19 protein-coding genes are annotated in these 16,855 nt (G+C 54.1%); 8 read left to right on the top strand and 11 right to left on the bottom strand.

Going from position 1 to position 16,855, the window contains the following annotated elements; genetic code table 11:
* Nucleotides 1-23: 23 nt before the first annotated feature.
* Both dnaK and NTE_RS14270 read right to left on the bottom strand, forming a co-directional pair.
* Nucleotides 24-1,886, bottom strand: coding sequence for a molecular chaperone DnaK (dnaK, locus tag NTE_RS14265; protein WP_148701623.1), 1,863 nt, complete (start codon nucleotides 1,884-1,886; stop codon nucleotides 24-26).
* Nucleotides 1,887-1,889: 3 nt separating this feature from the next.
* On the bottom strand, nucleotides 1,890-2,501 hold the full coding sequence (locus tag NTE_RS14270; RefSeq protein ID WP_148701624.1) for a nucleotide exchange factor GrpE: 612 nt from the start codon (nucleotides 2,499-2,501) through the stop codon (nucleotides 1,890-1,892).
* Nucleotides 2,502-2,595: 94 nt separating this feature from the next.
* Between NTE_RS14270 and trxA the strand changes: the two genes are divergently transcribed.
* On the top strand, nucleotides 2,596-3,042 hold the full coding sequence (trxA, locus tag NTE_RS14275) for a thioredoxin (protein ID WP_226987039.1): 447 nt from the start codon (nucleotides 2,596-2,598) through the stop codon (nucleotides 3,040-3,042).
* Nucleotides 3,043-3,089: 47 nt separating this feature from the next.
* On the opposite strand, the gene NTE_RS14280 is transcribed toward trxA, so the two are convergent.
* Nucleotides 3,090-3,305, bottom strand: a complete 216-nt coding sequence (locus tag NTE_RS14280; protein ID WP_148701625.1) for a hypothetical protein — start codon at nucleotides 3,303-3,305, stop codon at nucleotides 3,090-3,092.
* A gap of 219 nt (nucleotides 3,306-3,524) precedes the next feature.
* Between NTE_RS14280 and NTE_RS14285 the strand changes: the two genes are divergently transcribed.
* Nucleotides 3,525-4,043 carry a hypothetical protein gene (locus NTE_RS14285; protein ID WP_148701626.1) on the top strand — a complete coding sequence of 173 codons (519 nt, stop codon included), beginning with the start codon at nucleotides 3,525-3,527 and terminating at the stop codon, nucleotides 4,041-4,043.
* A gap of 69 nt (nucleotides 4,044-4,112) precedes the next feature.
* Nucleotides 4,113-4,355: a hypothetical protein gene (locus NTE_RS14290; RefSeq protein WP_148701627.1), complete on the top strand. Its 243-nt coding sequence runs from the start codon at nucleotides 4,113-4,115 to the stop codon at nucleotides 4,353-4,355.
* Here NTE_RS14290 and NTE_RS14295 read toward each other — a convergent pair.
* The 7 genes from NTE_RS14295 to NTE_RS14320 form a co-directional block, all read right to left on the bottom strand.
* The gene (locus NTE_RS14295; protein ID WP_148701628.1) at nucleotides 4,352-4,783 is read right to left on the bottom strand and encodes a translation initiation factor IF-2 subunit beta; all 432 of its coding nucleotides are present in this window, start codon (nucleotides 4,781-4,783) and stop codon (nucleotides 4,352-4,354) included. The two genes, NTE_RS14290 and NTE_RS14295, sit on opposite strands and share 4 nt — an antisense overlap.
* Nucleotides 4,784-4,967: 184 nt before the next feature.
* Nucleotides 4,968-6,392 (bottom strand): glycosyltransferase family 2 protein, encoded by a 1,425-nt coding sequence (locus tag NTE_RS14300; protein ID WP_226987040.1) that lies wholly within the window; start codon nucleotides 6,390-6,392, stop codon nucleotides 4,968-4,970.
* 217 nt (nucleotides 6,393-6,609) lie between these two features.
* Nucleotides 6,610-7,476 (bottom strand): nucleotide sugar dehydrogenase, encoded by an 867-nt coding sequence (locus NTE_RS14305; protein ID WP_148701629.1) that lies wholly within the window; start codon nucleotides 7,474-7,476, stop codon nucleotides 6,610-6,612.
* 239 nt (nucleotides 7,477-7,715) lie between these two features.
* Nucleotides 7,716-7,880: a hypothetical protein gene (locus tag NTE_RS16790; protein WP_158385615.1), complete on the bottom strand. Its 165-nt coding sequence runs from the start codon at nucleotides 7,878-7,880 to the stop codon at nucleotides 7,716-7,718.
* Between the two features lie 2 nt (nucleotides 7,881-7,882).
* Nucleotides 7,883-9,331: a glycosyltransferase family 2 protein gene (locus NTE_RS14310; protein ID WP_226987041.1), complete on the bottom strand. Its 1,449-nt coding sequence runs from the start codon at nucleotides 9,329-9,331 to the stop codon at nucleotides 7,883-7,885.
* A gap of 2 nt (nucleotides 9,332-9,333) precedes the next feature.
* On the bottom strand, nucleotides 9,334-10,074 hold the full coding sequence (locus NTE_RS14315) for a polysaccharide deacetylase family protein (RefSeq protein ID WP_148701630.1): 741 nt from the start codon (nucleotides 10,072-10,074) through the stop codon (nucleotides 9,334-9,336).
* 50 nt (nucleotides 10,075-10,124) lie between these two features.
* Nucleotides 10,125-10,994, bottom strand: coding sequence for a nucleotide sugar dehydrogenase (locus NTE_RS14320; protein WP_226987042.1), 870 nt, complete (start codon nucleotides 10,992-10,994; stop codon nucleotides 10,125-10,127).
* Nucleotides 10,995-11,226: 232 nt separating this feature from the next.
* Here NTE_RS14320 and NTE_RS14325 point away from each other — a divergent pair, with 232 nt between their 5' ends.
* The 5 genes from NTE_RS14325 to NTE_RS14345 all read left to right on the top strand — a co-directional run bounded on the left by NTE_RS14325 (nucleotide 11,227) and on the right by NTE_RS14345 (nucleotide 16,305).
* Entirely contained in the window at nucleotides 11,227-12,345 is a 1,119-nt protein-coding gene (locus NTE_RS14325) for a DegT/DnrJ/EryC1/StrS family aminotransferase (protein WP_226987043.1), read from the top strand.
* 132 nt (nucleotides 12,346-12,477) lie between these two features.
* Nucleotides 12,478-13,704, top strand: coding sequence for an ammonium transporter (locus tag NTE_RS14330; protein WP_148701632.1), 1,227 nt, complete (start codon nucleotides 12,478-12,480; stop codon nucleotides 13,702-13,704).
* A 63-nt stretch (nucleotides 13,705-13,767) separates the two neighbouring features.
* Entirely contained in the window at nucleotides 13,768-14,943 is a 1,176-nt protein-coding gene (locus NTE_RS14335) for an ArsA family ATPase (RefSeq protein ID WP_158385617.1), read from the top strand.
* Nucleotides 14,944-15,098: 155 nt separating this feature from the next.
* Nucleotides 15,099-15,635, top strand: a complete 537-nt coding sequence (locus tag NTE_RS14340; protein ID WP_075055363.1) for a 4Fe-4S dicluster domain-containing protein — start codon at nucleotides 15,099-15,101, stop codon at nucleotides 15,633-15,635.
* Between the two features lie 85 nt (nucleotides 15,636-15,720).
* On the top strand, nucleotides 15,721-16,305 hold the full coding sequence (locus NTE_RS14345; protein ID WP_148701634.1) for a hypothetical protein: 585 nt from the start codon (nucleotides 15,721-15,723) through the stop codon (nucleotides 16,303-16,305).
* Here the strand turns inward: NTE_RS14345 and NTE_RS14350 are convergent.
* The gene (locus NTE_RS14350) at nucleotides 16,302-16,853 is read right to left on the bottom strand and encodes a hypothetical protein (protein WP_148701635.1); all 552 of its coding nucleotides are present in this window, start codon (nucleotides 16,851-16,853) and stop codon (nucleotides 16,302-16,304) included. The genes NTE_RS14345 and NTE_RS14350 overlap by 4 nt on opposite strands.
* Between the last annotated feature and the right edge of the window lie 2 nt (nucleotides 16,854-16,855).

A 16,855-nucleotide genomic window follows, 5' to 3' on the forward strand; every position in this document is an offset into this window, starting at 1 on the left:
ACGACGCTCAGATCGTACAATCATTATGGTTGCGCGCCTGCCGCACCACCACCACCACTACTGCCTGCCTGTTGCTGTTGCGGGCCGGAAGGACCTGTCGACGTGGTCTGCTGTTGTTGTTGTTGGGCGCCGGCGCTCCGGTATGCCTCGGCGCTCACGTCGGCAAGGATGTTCTTTAGCTCCTGCACCTTGGCCTTGATGTCCTCAAACTTGTTGCTTGAAATTGCGTCACGCAGCTCCTGCGCGGCCTTGTTGACGCGCTCGGCCTGCTCTGGCCTTATCTTGTCCTTGAGGTCCTGCTTGACCAGCTTTTCTGCCGCATAGACAAGGTTGTCGGCCTCGTTTCTCGCCTCGGCCTCGTCCTTTTTCTTCCTGTCCGCCTCGGCAAACTGCTCCGAATCACGCTTTAGCTTCTCAATGTCGTCCTTTGAGAGCTTGTTGTTGGCGGTGATGGTGATTTTTGCTTCCTTTTGCGTTGCAATGTCCCTTGCGGCCACGTTGAGGATGCCGTTTGCGTCAATGTCAAATGTCACCTCAATCTGGGGAACTCCCCTTGGCGCCGGCGGTATGCCAGAAAGGTTGAACATGCCAAGCGAGACGCAGTCAGACGCCATCGGGCGCTCGCCCTGCACGACGTGGATTGTCACCGCGGTCTGGTAGTCTGCCGCCGTCGTGAACACCTTGCTCTTTTTGGTGGGTATGGTGGTGTTGCGCTCTATCAGGGGCTCCTTCAGCCCGCCAAGCACCTCTACTCCAAGGGTCAGGGGCGTGACGTCTACCAGCAGTATGTCTGTAGAGACATCGCCGGCGATGATTGCGCCCTGCACCGCAGCGCCCATTGCCACTGCCTCCATCGGGTCGATGCCGCGCTCCGGCTCCTTGCCCATCACGCTTGCGACAAACTCCCTCACCATCGGCATCCTGGTCGGCCCGCCGATGAGGATTATCTTGTCGACTTCCTGCGGAGTCATCTTGGCGTCTTGGAGCGCCTGGAGCATGGGATGCCTGCAGCGCTCGACTATTGGCCTCATGAGCTCTTCCAGCTTTGCCCTGGTCAGCTGCAGGACGAGGTTCTTTGGCCCTGCCTGCGGGTCGTAGGCAAGAAACGGCAGGTTGATTTCCGTGGTGACGACGTTTGAGAGCTCTATCTTGGCCTTTTCTGCAGCCTCGCGCACCCTCATCATGGCGGCCTTGTCGTTTCTGACGTCGATGCCGGATTGCTTGCGGAACTCTTGTACCACAAACTCGACGAGCGTGTTGTCCATGTCCGTCCCGCCAAGCTGCGTGTCGCCGGACGTGCTCTTGACCTGGAACACGCCTCCGCCCATCTCCATTATCGTGACGTCGAGTGTCCCGCCGCCAAGGTCAAAGACCATGATCTTCAGGTCCTTGTGGGCCTTGTCAAGGCCGTACGCAAGCGACGCGGCTGTCGGCTCGTTGATTATCCTGACTACCTGCAGGCCGGCGATCTCGCCTGCGTCCTTGGTCGCCTGGCGCTGGTTGTCGTTGAAATACGCAGGAACCGTGATGACTGCGCGGTCGACCGTCTCGCCAAGGAAAGCCTCGGCGTCGCGCTTTATCTTTTGCAGTATGAACGACGACACCTGCTGCGGCGTGTACTCCTTGCCCCAGACGCGGAACCTAAAGTCGGTGCCCATCTTGCGCTTTGCCGCAATCACGGTTCCTTCAGGGTTTGAGATCATCTGGCGCCTCGCCGGCTCGCCCACGATGAGCTGCCCTTCCTTTGTAAACGCCACTACGGACGGAAACGCTTTTCCTCCAACAGACGTGCCCTCTGCAGCCTGGATGATGGTGGGCTTGCCACCTATCATTGCAGCTGCCGCAGAGTTGCTGGTTCCAAGATCGATACCTATGATTTTTCCCAATTTTTATTCCTCTCCTGCGCCACCGTTATTGGCAACATCGCTATTTTTAACTATCTTTCTTGCGATTTCCACCATGCTTGGGCGGAGAACCTTGCCGTTTAGCATGTAGCCGCGCCTAATCTCGGCCGTGACGGTGTTCTCTTTTGCGTCTTCCCGCGGCGAGAACGCTATCGCGTCGTGCACGCTTGGGTCAAACGGCGTCCCTACTGCCTCAATAGGCATCACGCCCTCCGACGAGAGGAGCGAGTCGATGTTCTTGAGGATGCCCTCAAGGCCCTCGATGACTGCCGGCTCGCTCTTTTTCTGCCTTGCGCTCTCGACTGCGCGCTGGTAGTCGTCTCGGATGTTGAGGAACTTTAGCAGCAGTTCCGCCTTTATCGTCTCGACCCTTGAGGCGGCGTGCTTTTCCATCTGCTTGCGATAGTTGTCAAAGTCGGCCATGAGGTACTTTAGCTTGTTGAGGTAGCCCTCTGCCGCCTCTTTTGCCGCCGCCAGCTCTTTTCTCAGTTTTTCAATCTCGTCTATTTGCTGCTGCATTTCTTCTTCTTCCGCCTCCTCCCTCTCTTTACCAGCGTTAACTTTTTCTTCTGCCGCTGCTTCTTCTTCCGCTACCATATGGTGCCGCTGTCACCGGCCATTACCGGCGCTGTTGAATAATAATTGTTTTCCGCCCAAAAGAATAATAGCGCAATTTGAGAATGAAGGTGGCGTGTCAGCAGCAGGCGGCGACGACGAACTTGAGGCGATAAAGCAGAAAAAGATGGCAGAGCTGCAAAAGGCAGCAGCCGAGAGGCAGGCGCTGTCCTCCATAACCCAGCCTGTCCACCTCAGCGACTCTAACTTTGCAGGCGAGACGGCAAGATACCCCCTCATGCTCGTGGACTTTTGGGCGCCATGGTGCGGGCCCTGCAGGATGGTAGCCCCGGTCATCGACCAATTGGCAAAAGAGTACGCCGGCAGGGTCGTGTTTGGCAAGGTAAACGTCGACGAGAACCCCATAATCTCAAACACGTTTGGGATTGCAAGCATACCGACGATGATGGTGTTCAAAGCCGGCAAGGTAGTCGACGTGATGATAGGCGCCATGCCAAAGGGGCAGCTAGAGATAAAGTTAAAGCAGCACCTTGGCAACAGCGGCTCGACAATATACGGTTAGAAAAAGAAAAGTAGAAGAAAAAGGAAAAAGAGGACGTCCGCACTTTTTTAGTTTATTCCCAAGTGCGGGAAGGATGCAACGCTTACGCCCAGTTCGCCCTGGATCTTGCGGATCTTGCCTGCGTATTCCCTCATGCGGCTCGCATCGCCCTGTACCTTGGCGATCCTGTAGCCCTTCCAGGCCTTCCTCAGTGCGCCCCAGCTCTGTCCGGTCGTAAAGTTGCTTCTTGCTGCTTCGTTGTGAAGCGACATTATGGCTGTCATGATGAGATAATTCCTAGTTGATACTTAGAACCAATAGTCAACTTTTGACGATTATCAGGTAAACAAGGTTGACATGATAGTAGCGATTGAGGCGCTTTTTTGGAAATTTTAGTTAATGAGAGCGTCTACCTCATATATTTTGCAAGGTTTTCAGGCGCCTCAACAACGCTGCGCAGCCAACATTTTAATCATCCAGGCCCGTGCATTATTGAGAAAGTAGTGGGCATACTAAGGAAAAGGGAAGAGGACAAGGAAGAAAAACAAAAGGCAGTCGAACGCTTTTACGCGCTCCTCAAGGCGCTCATGGACGAATTGTTTGAGCACGCGCAAAAGAGCAAGCATATCAAGATGCCCAAGAATGTTTCATTTGGCCTCATCTACGACCAGCGCGACAACATCCTTTTCACGGGCTCGGACAGCAAGACAGGCAAAAAGATGTACCTGTACAATGTGCGCATAATCGGCAAGATGTTTGAGGAAAAGCGCGATCAGATGCTTGCCGACCAGACGACGCAGACACTGTTCAGCTGGATTGCAGACGTCTGCTCGATATACATCAGCCCGTTTGTCTACGATTATGTGGTGAACGTGCAGCACCGCGGCGAGGGCACGGCTGAGCGCACCACCAGGCAAATAGTGCGCACCTTTTTAGACAAGCTGACAAGCGAGCCGGAGTTAAAGTACGTGCTTGACACGATACGCGACGATAACCCGCAGGAAAAAGCTGATCAAAAATAGCTGACGAATGCGCCAAGCATGGTTGGCGCCTGCACAGATAATCGATGTCCGCTTTTTATGTTTGCACATATGGAAGGAGAAAAACTGCGCTGCAACATCTGCAACGAAATCGTAGAGATGGCCGAAGTTGGTCAGCACGTCACTGGCAGGAACCACGCAGTCAAGAAAAAGGTCGCCGAGTTTCACGAGATGAACGCGCAGGTCGGCAACAACAGCAGTAGAAGAAACTATGACGGCGATGACACGTCGGTAGTCAACGCATGGATAAGGGGCCTGTACGTCCGCGACTATTTGTCATTAGGGACTACTTAGGCATAGTTGCCCTTGATCGACGACTTTGCACCGCACGCCTCGCAGATCAAAAAGCCAAGCTTTTTGTTCTTTTCTGTACGCGTATCCGGACTGCCGCACACGGGGCACAGCACATAGTCCTTGACATAGCGGTCAATGAGCGCCGCAAACGATGAGGGAGACTTGCGGCCGAGAAAGTGGACGCGGTCGCCCTGTATATAGCCGGCAGAAGCAAGCTCTTTGTTAAGATAGAGCAATAGTTTTTCAGGGTCGCGCCTGAGCGCCTTTGGGAACTCCATAAAGTTGCGGAATATCGTGTTCTTGCCGACCCAGATTATCTGAGGTTGCGGGATCTCTAGCCTAGAAGTTGCCTTTCTGGCACCGGTTCCCAGCTTGTCCTGCAGGCGCTTTAGCAGCGCTTCATAGTCGGCAGCCTTTTGGACGCTCACACGGGAATGGTCGCATTTCTGTTTAATTAATGTATGTTGCTCTGCTGTGTTTGCAACAGAAAAGAAGTGAGGGAAAGAGGGAAGGGGAGGGGCGTGCTTCCAGTGGAAGCCGCCGAATAGGGGTTGGTTCTTTTAGGCAGGTCTTGCCACCGTATATGCAACTGGAACAGGCATTATCTGGACATCAGCGCGTTCCCCACTCGTTCTTGCGCAGGCTCCAGATCGCAGGAAAGATTATCCACGATATCACGAACGCGGTTATCATGTTCATCAGGGGCTTGTAGAACCACGTCTTTGATGTCCTGTCGCGGAACTTGTAGTCGGCCCCGTGCCCGAGGCTTGTCAGGAGCGACCCTATGAAGAATATCACGGGCACCCAGTAGTTGTTCAGGAACACCGGCTCCCACACGAACGCCAGCAAGAGGATCAGCGGGTTTGTGAACATCAGCATGAATTCCACGTAAAAGAGCAGGAAGGACATTATGGGGTTTCGCCGCCAGAAAAAGCCGCTGACAAAAAAGCTCACCCTGAGCGTCCCCTTCTTCCAGCGCTTTTGCTGGCGCAAGAACACTTTAAAGTTCTCAGGCACGTCGGTGTACACTATGGCCGACGGGGCGTACACGGCCTTCCAGTCTACAAGCGCCTGACCGGTGAGGCCGCGGTCTTCTGCGTCGTCGTAGCGCGACATCCACTGCATCACCTTTTTTGTGCCCGGCGTCATCAGGGGCTTGGCCTTGGGCGGGGTAATAACGTACGTGGTCAGCTCCCTGTCCTCGCTGTCCTTCAGGCGGGCGTTGATCCAGTACGGGATATAGTCTGCGATGGCCTCGCGCCTGTAAGCGGCAAGGCAGCCGGAGAGGCACATGACGGAGCCAAAGTAGCTTTCGGCGCACTTGCGGATGTTGAACGAGTAATCATACCACACGTCCTGACACCGGGTGAGGATGTTCTTGTCCGCATTCCACACCTTGGCAAATCCCACTACGCCTCCTACGCGCTCATCAGCCTTGAACGCCTTCATAAGCTCCATGACGGCATGTTCTTCTACGACGCTGTCAGAATCGATGAGCACGAGATACCTGCCGCGCGAGTTGTAAAAAGCGCTGGCAACTGCCTTGCGCTTGCCCTCGTTCTTTTTGTGTATGACCTTCAGGGTAGGATATTTTTTGACCAGCCCGTCAAGGATCTCTGCTGTGCCGTCCTTGCTGCCGTCGTTGACCGCAATGACTTCTATGTTGCGGTACGTCGAGCGATAGATGGCGTCGATGACAAGCTCTATCATGCCCTTCTGGTTGTACACCGGGACTATCACTGAAACAAGATCGTTGCCGGGTGTGCCGGTGGCTGGCGACTTGAACAGCAGCCACCCTATTATGAGGTAGGCAAGCGAGTGCGCCGGGACAATGATGCCGGCAGTCACGAACGGGTCCTGCAGGGTAATCCCCAGCTGTATTGTGAATGATATGAGGATCAGGGTGGCCACTATGGTGATGATCCTGACGGCCCAGGCTTTTTTGCTGACCTGGATCCTTCCGCTGCTGTTTACGCGCTGCTGGCACTTTTGCGACAGCGTCTTGGCAAGGGCATCGCCTTGAGCGGCGTCCATCATGCCGATGCTCTCCATTTGACCATGAGGGCAACAACAACAGCAACAACGCCCGCCAAGTCAGGCACACACGCAGGCTGCATTCTGTCTTGATCTGGCGTACTCGTATGAGCAGTGTCTGCGATCATTGCCGCAACACTATTCGTGGCGGCGGCAGTCATTGCAACCAAAGTTGCCTCTCCTAGGCAAGAAAACTTCACTGGACAACACAGCTCCTCTCTCAATGGAATTGCGCTATTGGCGGGAGCTTCTTTGACGGCACGTCAGCGATGTGCGCCCTGTACTCCTCGTCCACCTTCTTTGCCGCGTCTATGATGCTTGTAGCCAGGAGGTTCTTTGATAAGTTGAGGAACATCTGGCTGTCCTTTGGAAGGCAGTGGCCGCCGATGCCTTCACGGGGCTCCAGTACTTTGATGTTCCACTTTGTATTGATGGCTTCTCTCAGCTCTTGAAAATCTATTGCTGACCTATCGCAGAACATTTTCAGCTCTTCTGCAAAGGCTATCTCCATGAACCTGTACGAGTTTTCAACGATCTTGCACAGCTCGGCTACTTCTACTGACTCTACAGTATGAAGAGGGATGTCCAGCAGGTTTCCGTAAAAGTGCTTTGCAGCTTCTATGCAGCATTCCCCGCATCCGCCAATCACGCGCGTCTGGTTCACGCCATGGTCGTGCTTTTCAGGGCCAAAGTACCTGTGCGGCACATGTACGACATGAAGGCGGTGGCCGAGAATTTCTTTAATCTTCTCAGAGGTTCCCCTGGTTATGGTGCTATCAATGCCTACCAGCGCGCCCTGCTTGCCTTCGTACAAAAGCTGCCTTGCAATGTCAAACAATCCGTCAAGGTAAGGCTGGAACATGTCTTCCGGCCTGTGGGTGGATATGCAGATAATGTAATAGTCATAGCCGGCAAAGCTTTGCGCTCTTTTCCTTATCACTTGATCATCAACAGCACGTTGAATTGCTTTTTCGCTGATGTCGTATCCATCGACAGTCAGCCCCTTCATTGTCATGTACTCTGCGTTGCTGTAGCCTATCTGGCCAAGGCCTATGACCAAAACCTTATTGTTGCTATTGTTATTCATCTTGACGAAAGCTACTCAAAATACTAAAAGCAATTATGCAATGACCTTACATTGGAATATAATAGAATAATACTCTGGTTTGGGAAATAATTACGGATTATTCCCTCGGCTGGGGACTATCTACCAAGGCATTGCCGCCGCCTGCCATTGTGTCATGCAACACATACACATACACAGGGCAGCTTTGCATAAAGCAAGATGCAATGCTAGTGCATGAGGTTCACAGAAAGAATCGCGAATCAGTCGGCTCCTCCATCATTAACATAGCTGTATACCGATTTCCACATCGTCTCCGCCTGCCCTACTGACATCTCGTGGCCGTGGATCATGTGTCCCAGAAACTGCTCGCGGCCTTCAAGCAGTATGTCGCAATAGCGGCACTTTGTTGAGAGCAGGACCTGCATTGTCAGCGCGTCCCCCAGTCGTTTTTGCGCAGGCTCCAGATAGCCGGGAAGACGAGCCAGCTCAGAACAAACGCTGCAAGCATGTTCTCAAACGGCTTGTAGTACCAGTGCTTGGAGCTTGGGTCGCGGAACTTGTAGTCGGCCCCCTGCGCAAGCCCCATCAACATCATGCTGGCAAACAGCAAAAGCGGCACCCAGTAGTTGCCAAGCACCAATGGCTCGTAGACGAATGCAGTAGTTATCAAAAGCGGGCTGATGAACGTATGCATGAATTCTAGGTAAAAGATGAGAAACGCCATGACGGGATTTCTGCGCCAGAAAAAGGCGCTGACAAAAAAGTTCACCCTCATGGTGCCCCTCTTCCACCGCTTTTGCTGCTTCACAAACATCTTCATTCTTTCCGGCACTTCGGTGTACACAAGGGCGGTAGGGACGTACACGGCCTTCCAGTCTAGCAGTGCCTGGCCCGTAAGGCTGCGGTCTTCGGCATCGTCGTAGCGTGCCATCCACTTCATCATGTTTTTCGTGGCAGGAGCCATCATCTCCTTTGCCTTTGGCGGCGAGATTACAAACGATGTCATCTCTCTGTCGTCGGCTATTGGTGTCTTGGCCCGGGTCCAGTACGGCAAATAGTTGGCAATGGCCTCGCGCCTGTAGCCAGAAAGGCAGCCGGAGCAGCACATGACGCTTCCAAAGTAGCTTTCGGCGGACTTGCGGACGTTGAACGAATTGTCGTACCACACGTCCTGGCACCTTGTAAGCGCGTTTTTGTCTGCGTTCCACACCTTGGCGTGCCCTACTACCGCCCCCACTCTTGGGTCGCCCTTGAACGCCTTTATCAGCTCCATGATGGCGTTTCTGTCCACTATGCTGTCAGAGTCTATGAATACCAAAAAGTTCCCCTTGGAATTGTAAAACGCAGAAGCGATTGCCTTTCGCTTGCCCTCGTTTTTCTTGTGGACCACCTTTAGGGTGGGGTACTTTGCCGCAAGCCTGTTGAGGATCTCCTGCGTGCCGTCCTTGCTGCCATCGTTCACGGCTACCACTTCAAGGTTCTTGTATGTCGACTGGAACACGGCTTCCACCACTGACTCTATCATCCCGTTCTGGTTGTAGACAGGTATTATCACCGTCACCAAGTCGTCCCCGACCTTGCCCGTGGCTGGCGACTTGAAAAATATCCACCCCACGACGAGCGCGGTGAGCGAGTGAAGCGGAAATATCACGCTTGCAAAGATGAACCAGTCATTCATCTGCAAACTCAGGTAAACCGTGTAAGCGATTATCCCGAGCACCGCAAGGATTGTCACCGACCTGACAGCCCAGGCTTTTTTGCTGACGTGAATGCGGCCGCTTTTTCCAATCTGCTGCCCGGACATGGCAGCAGCCGGAGCGGCCGATGATTGTGTTGAAGGTTGTTGCCGCTGCAGATCAGGCTCTTCTTCTATCATGGCTATGCGTTTCTCACCGTCAGGTCAAGGCCCGTGAGCCCGGACGCGTTTACAAGGTCCACGTTGCTGTTCTTGAGCGCCACTACGAGACTTTCAATCTCGCTTGTCTTTGCCGTGTTGTCGATGTCTATCATTACCGGCGAATGCATGTCCATGAGCTGGCGCACCCTGTCTGGCGATTCGCCGCAGTTGTCGCATGATACCAGCCCGTACTTGACGAACTGGCCTCCTTCAAACTTGTTGTACTGCGAAGGGTAAGAAAAGTCGGCGGTAATGTCAGAGCTTGAAAGAATAGAATAGATGTTCTGGTCGGTAGCGCCATAGGGCGCCTTGAATATGCGCGAGTTTACATTGCCGGCCGCGTCGACTGCCATTTTGCCGCGCTTGACCTCGTCAAGTGCTTTTGTATAGTCTCCCAAAGAAGGCAGGGCGACGTAGCTGTACGTCTGGCTCCCGATGTCGATGCCAGAGTAGGCTGCAAGGGCAGTCACGCAACTAGGGTTCTGCTCTGCAACCTTGCCGGTGACAAACACGGTTGCCTTGACGTTGTGCTTGGCAAGTATGGAGGAAAGGTCCTTGCACCACTGCGGCACGTTCTGGCCGTCCACAACTGAAAACGAGAGCATGACGGGCGGGGGCTTGTTGCGGTCAAGCGTGTGCATGTAAGCTGGGCCTATGGCCAGAACCACGCCTATTGCCACTATTGCGGCAGTGGCTATTGCCCCAAGGTGCGCCAGCTTCATGTGGTGGTTTTATCCCTCTCTTTCTCTTTTTTCCGGTATTTTTTTTCCTCTTAGTGTAATTGCTGCATAGACTGGACTTTGCTGCTACTGCTTGAAGGAACAGGGCAGCCGATGTGCGCCCTGTACTCCTCGTCCACCTTCTTTGCCGCGTCTATGATGCTTGTAGCCAGGAGGTTCTTTGATAAGTTGAGGAACATCTGGCTGTCCTTTGGAAGGCAGTGGCCGCCGATGCCTTCACGGGGCTCCAGTACTTTGATGTTCCACTTTGTGTTTATCGCGCTGCGGAGATCTGCAAAGTCGATGCCAGAGCGGTCGCAGAATACCTTTAGCTCTTCTGCAAAGGCTATCTCCATAAAGCGGTAGCTGTTCTCCACTATCTTGCACAGCTCGGCCACTTCCACAGACTCTACTGGATGGAGAGGGATGTCAAGCATGTCGCCGTAGAACTGGCGCGCTTTATCAATGCAGCATGGCTCGCATCCGCCAATTACGCGCGTCTGGTTCACGCCATGGTCGTGCTTTTCAGGGCCAAAGTACCTGTGGGGAACGTGCACCACGTGCATCTTGTGGCGCAGCATTTCCAGAACCTTCTCAGAGGTTCCCCTGGTTATGGTGCTATCAATGCCTACCAGCGCGCCCTGCTTGCCTTCGTACAAAAGCTGCCTTGCAATGTCAAACAATCCGTCAAGGTAAGGCTGGAACATGTCTTCCGGCCTGTGGGTGGATATGCAGATAATGTAATAGTCATAGCCGGCAAAATTGCTCGCCCTTTTTCTGATAACCTGGTCGTCCAGCGCGCGCTGGACTGCCTTTTCGCTGATGTCGTATCCATCGACGGTCAGCCCCTTCATTGTCATGTACTCTGCGTTGCTGTAGCCTATCTGGCCAAGGCCAATAACTAGAACTTTTTTACCGTTCATCGGAGTCAACGTAGCCAGAAAATTAAAAGCCATTATGCAGAACTGATTTAGTGGATTGGTACAAAGTCCGACTCTAGTTTTGGAGACTATAAGCGGATAGCCAAAGAAAGCGAAAAGGAATTGCGACGCGGATGCCGTGTGCGTGTCTATGCATCATCATCATCTTCTTCTTCTATCGGCCGCGCACACGCCACTATTCTTTTAAACTGCAAAGACATACTCTGTTTCCGTCTTGATCCCAATAAACAAGCCGCAGCTAGGAGAAGAGGAAAAGCGTGAAGTGATGAGCGTGATGGAAGAAAACGCGCTCACAAGCGCCGCGTCAGACGGCGGAAAACGCGTCCGCGACTTTGAGTCTCTTATGAGAGAGTACCTTGGCTGCAAGCACGTCGTAGCAGTCAACTCGGGCACCGCTGCGCTCCACGCTGCGCTTCTTGCGGCGGAAATCGGGCCGGGCGATGAAGTGCTCGTGCCGTCGTTCACGTTTGTCGCCACCGCAAACGCGGTCGTCGCCTCTGGCGCCAAGCCGGTGTTTGTGGACGTCAACAAGCAGGATTACACCATCGACGTCTCTGACGCAAAGCGCAAGACGACAAAAAAGACAAAAGCGGTGATACCCGTCCACCTGTACGGCCACCCGTGCGACATGGACGCCGTGTCGGAGCTTGCGCAAAAGCGCTCCCTTGCAGTCATCGAGGACGCCTGCCAGTCGCTTGGCTCCACGTACAAAAAGAGGCAGACAGGCACGTTTGGCCAAATGGGGTGCTTTAGCATGTACGCAAGCAAGGTGCTGACCTCCGGAGAGGGGGGCGCGATAACAACAGACGACTCGGACCTTGCAGATAAGCTAAAGATGATACGAAACCACGGCATGGTAAAAGGCTACGACACGCGGATACTGGGCCTGAACATGCGCCTGCCCGAGCTTGCAGCAGCAATAGCAAAGGTGCAGATGACAAAGCTTGCCGCAATGCTTGCGGCAAGGAGAAAGAACGCAGAGTTGATGTCAGAGCTGTTGCAGGGCGCGGCGGCTAAAGAAGTTTCATTGCCGCAGGAAAGCGATGATCGCGTATTCAACTGGTACCTCTATACGATATGCTTTGCAAAGGGCGCGGCGCGAGACAGCGTAATGGCTAGGCTGCAGAAGGAAGGCATCGGCGCAACAGTCTATTACGACCCGCCTGTGCACAAGACGCCCTACTACCGCAAGTTTGCCGCGCGCCTGCCGGCCACGGAATGGTGTGCAGGGCGCGTTCTTTCCCTCCCGGTCCACCCCGGCGTACAAGATGGCGACGTCAGGCGCACTGCAGCAGAGATGGCGCTTGCCCTTTCGTCCCCGATGGCATCATGACACCATGATATTTCAAGCAAGGCGCGATAATTATTGCAACTTGTAAGATCATATCATAAAAATCATATATTATGATATTATCACGATTTCGATGGCTTTTTATAGCATCTTTATCTCAAGTAGAGGCTGGAAATGCCGATCGATACTGGAGATACCACATGGATGCTTATCTCTACAGGTCTCGTCATGCTGATGACGCCTGCGCTTGGCTTTTTTGAAGCCGGTCTTATCCGCAGCAAGAACTCGCTGTCAATTCTCATGCAGACCTTCTCCGGCCTTGCGATCCTTTCCACGCTCTGGTTCGTCTTGGGGTTCACGCTGGTGTTCGCTCCTTCCCAGAACGGGTGGATCGGCGGCCTTGACTGGCTGTTTTTCAACAATGTGCCGTTCAACGACAGCGTCGACTATGCGCCGACGATACCGGGAGTCACGTTTGGCTCGTACCAGATGATGTTTGCAGTCATCACGCCGCTCCTCATAACGGGAGCGTTTGCAGAGAGGCTAAAGTGGAGCTCGTTTTTCGTGTTCATAATCGCGTGGAGCATATTCATCTACTACCCGCTTGCCCACTGGATCTGGGGCAGGGGCTGGCTTGCCGACTTGGGAGTGTTTGACTTTGCCGGCGGCATCGTCATACACACAAGCGCGGGCATGGCTTCCCTTGCGGCCGCGCTAGTGCTTGGCCGCAGGAAGAACTTTGGGCCAGACATCATGGTGCCTCACAACATCCCCCTTGCAGTCATCGGGGCGGCGCTTTTGTGGATAGGCTGGTTTGGCTTTAACGCGGGGAGCGCGCTTGCGTCAGGCTCGCTTGCGGCAAACACTCTCCTTGTCACCCACATTGCCTCCGCAACGTCCGCGATGGTGTGGATATTCCTTTCATGGAAGAGGTCGGGCAAGCCATCGACAACTGCCGTCATCAACGGAGCAATCGCCGGCCTTGCAGGCGTGACTCCGGCGGCAGGATTCATCGATGCCCAGAGCTCGTTTATCCTCGGCATCGTGCTTGGCTTTGCGTCCTACTATGCCATCCTGCTCCTCAAGGAGCACTGGAAGATAGACGACGCGCTGGACGTAAGCTCTGTGCACGGCGTGACCGGCATAGTCGGCTCGCTTGCCATAGGCATACTTGCGACTCAGGTTGTAAACCCTGCCGGTCCAAATGGGCTCCTCTTTGGCAACCCGATGCAATTTGCAATACAGGCTCTCGGCGTGGGAGTGGCAGGCGCGCTCGGCTTTGGAGGCACGGTCGTCATCATGAAGGTGATAGACAAGACGATTGGCCTCAAGGTCAAGGAAGAGGAAGAGGATATCGGCCTGGACATCACGCAGCACGCAGAGAGGGCCTACGTCACGTAGGCACCTGCCTCCTTCTTTTTTTTCCAAACTTTTTTATCTTTAAAACGTCGATTTTTGTCTGCTTTGAGGCTCATCATATACACCGGCAAGGGAGGCACTGGCAAGACTGTCACGTCCTGCGCAACAGGGTTAAAGCTTGCCAGGCGCGGACACAGGACGCTGGTCCTTTCGGCAGACCCGGCGCACACGCTTGCTGACGCTTTCATGATGCCAGAGGTGGCGTACGAGCCAAGGCAGATTACGGATAACCTCGTGGCCCAGCAGATAGACCCCGTGACAGAGATGAGCAAGCAATACAACACGATACTTTCGTACATGGCGTCCGTGTTTTCCGCAAAGGGCATCGACGAGACTCTTGCCTACGAGATAGCGATGCTTCCCGGCATGACGCAGCTCTTTTCCCTTTTAAAGATACAAGAAGTCTCAAAGACGGGCGAGTTTGACGCAGTCGTGCTTGACATGCCGGCGTCCGGCGAGGCGCTGCGCTACCTCTACTTTCCAAAGCTGGTAGGGAGCATTGGCCGCAAGTTGACCGGCCTTGCCGGCCTCTTTTCCGGGTTTGCCAAGGTGTTCCAGCCGCTTGCGAAAATCCCGGCGCCTTCAAGGAGCGTCATACAGAGCGAGATGGACCTCATCGACAGGCTCGACTTGCTTGCAGACATTATCAGAGACAGCAACGCGACAAGCCTGCGCCTGGTGGCAAACCCGGACACGTTCAGCATCGAAAACGCCAAGCGCGCCCTGATGTCGGCAAGCCTGTACGGGATAAACGTGGACATGGCAGTGGTAAACAAGATAATGGCCGGCTCGTCTGACGCGTACTATGACAGGTGGGCAAGCTTCCAGCACGGCAAGGTTGAAGAAGCCAAGGCCAATTTTTACCCGCTTCCCGTAAAGGAGGTGCAGCTGTACGCGACGGAACTTCGGGGCATGGAGATGCTTGCAAAACACGGAGACCAGCTGTTCGGGGACGAGGACCCTGCCAAGGTGTTCTACAGGGGCCAGCCGTACGTGTTTGAAAAGGAAGACGCGGCAACCATACGCATGACCGTGCAGGTGCCCTTTTCAGAGAAGGACGACTTTGCAATCGAGCGGTACGGCGACTCGCTCACCGTGAGCGTCAAGACTGCCGCCGGCAAGATCGTAAACATCGTGCCCCTGCCCGTGGCAACCGCGGGCATGAAGCTTGCCAAGGCAAGACTTCAAGACAAGCAGCTTTTGGTGCTGTTTGAAAAGTAGTAAGCAGGCAGGCCAGCACGCTTTTGTGCGCGGCTTTCTTTTCGCGCCGTCGTGTTTCTCTCTCTCTGGCTGCTACAGATCAGAGTTGCAAACTACGGCTCGTACCCGCAAACAGTTTATATAATATTTGAAACCCTCTCTCTTGCAGAGTAAAAATGCCGATAGATCCAGACTTTCCGCGGAATCATCAAGTGATTGGAAGGATTAACCACTCTGACGGCGAGCACTTCCACTTTTTCTGGGGCCCAGGCAAGGTAGCCGAGGCCGCTGAGAACGAGGAGGTCAAGCACGCCTACGAGTCGCACGGCGAGGAGCTGGTCCCGCTGGGCGTGAGTGGCACGATGGTCGCAATCGACTGGGACTCTTGCGTCGCTGACGGCGCCTGCATAGAGGCGTGCCCGGTCCAGGTGTACCAGTGGTACAGGACAGAGCACGACGTCCCGGCAAAAGAGGCCATCAACCAGACCTTTGCAGGAACAGGAAGCTCGGTAAAAGAAGAGCGCAAGGACTACACCGACAAGGCAGACCCGATAAGGGAGCACGACTGCATATGGTGCATGGCGTGCGTTTCAGTGTGCCCGCCGCAGGCAGTCAAGGTCGACCAGAGCAACCTGGAATTCCACGAAAAGGCTGCAGGCACCTTCAACGAGGCGCTGTCAAAGAGCTCACAGGCTCCGCCGCACGCGCACTAGGCTAACAAAAGCCTTTTTTCCTTTCTTTCTTTTCATTTCTTTATAATAAGATTAAATCACGCCGGGCGCGTTATTCTTGCTGCAATTGCCCGTCCTATCAGACTCGTACATGGGTCTCTTTATGCCTGCCGACATCCCATCAAGGATAACGCGCTTTATCGCAGGGCAGGCCGACTTTCCGTACATAAAACGAGAAGAGACTATAGGGGCGTTTTTCATATTTGGCAAGGACGGCGGCGTGCACGGCGACTCTGAAGTGGGAGAGGCAAGGGACCTTGCCAAAAGGACGGTAGAGCAGGCCGCAAAGGACATCCGCATGTACGCGTCGATGCCTGGCAGGCTAGATTCCGCGTTCACGCGTGAAAACTATACAAAGCGCATGCTGCAAATAGCCGTTGACAGCCGCGGGCTGAAACAGGAAGAAATCAACGAGCGCGTGGCCGGCGACCCGACCATATTATCAGACTGCTTTGCGCAGCATGTCGCGTTTTACAAGCAGGAATTTTATTTCGAGATTTTCGGCCCGCTAAAAAAATACCAGCTGCCGCCGTCGCTGCAGCAAAGGATGGAGTCAAGGATGATACTGCTTGGCTACAACGCAAAAAACGCCAGGGCGCTTCCGTTTGCCAACTCGCTTGAAGCCTTTTTTGCGTGGCTAAAATCGCATTAGAAATTTGACGTGTGATCAATCACACGAACCATGTGCTTGACGTCAAGCACCACCACTCCCTTTGGCAGGTTTACCGAAAGCACCTGCTCCTTGGGCGGGTTGTACCGCAGCACGTGCACGAGCGCGCCCTTGCCAAGCCTCCTTCCGCTCCTCTTTTCAATCACTATTTCAGGGTCGAACAGCGCGTCAAACGCAAAAAAGTATGTGCCGCCCCACACGTTTACGGAATACTCTATGCGAAAGTACGGTATAGACATCCTTGGGAACTTGAGCGCCGTAGACGAGTGCAGGTTCTCCTCGGCGTCGTGCATTCTGCCGCCGTGGTATACGTCGATGAACGGCACTTTTGCATAGACGGTCGAGTTGACCGCTTTTCGGGTGCACAGCGTTTCGTACCGGGCAAACTCTTCCTCGGGCAGTGTAGCGGGGCCGTACTTGGCGTCGTCGTGCATCGTCGTCCGGCGGTTTACGATAAATTTTTCCCCAGCCTCAAGCAGGCGCCGGAGGTTTTCTACAAACTGGTGCTCGTTGCATTCGTACAGCGGCATTT

Source organism: Candidatus Nitrososphaera evergladensis SR1 (assembly GCF_000730285.1).
Classification (GTDB): domain Archaea; phylum Thermoproteota; class Nitrososphaeria; order Nitrososphaerales; family Nitrososphaeraceae; genus Nitrososphaera; species Nitrososphaera evergladensis.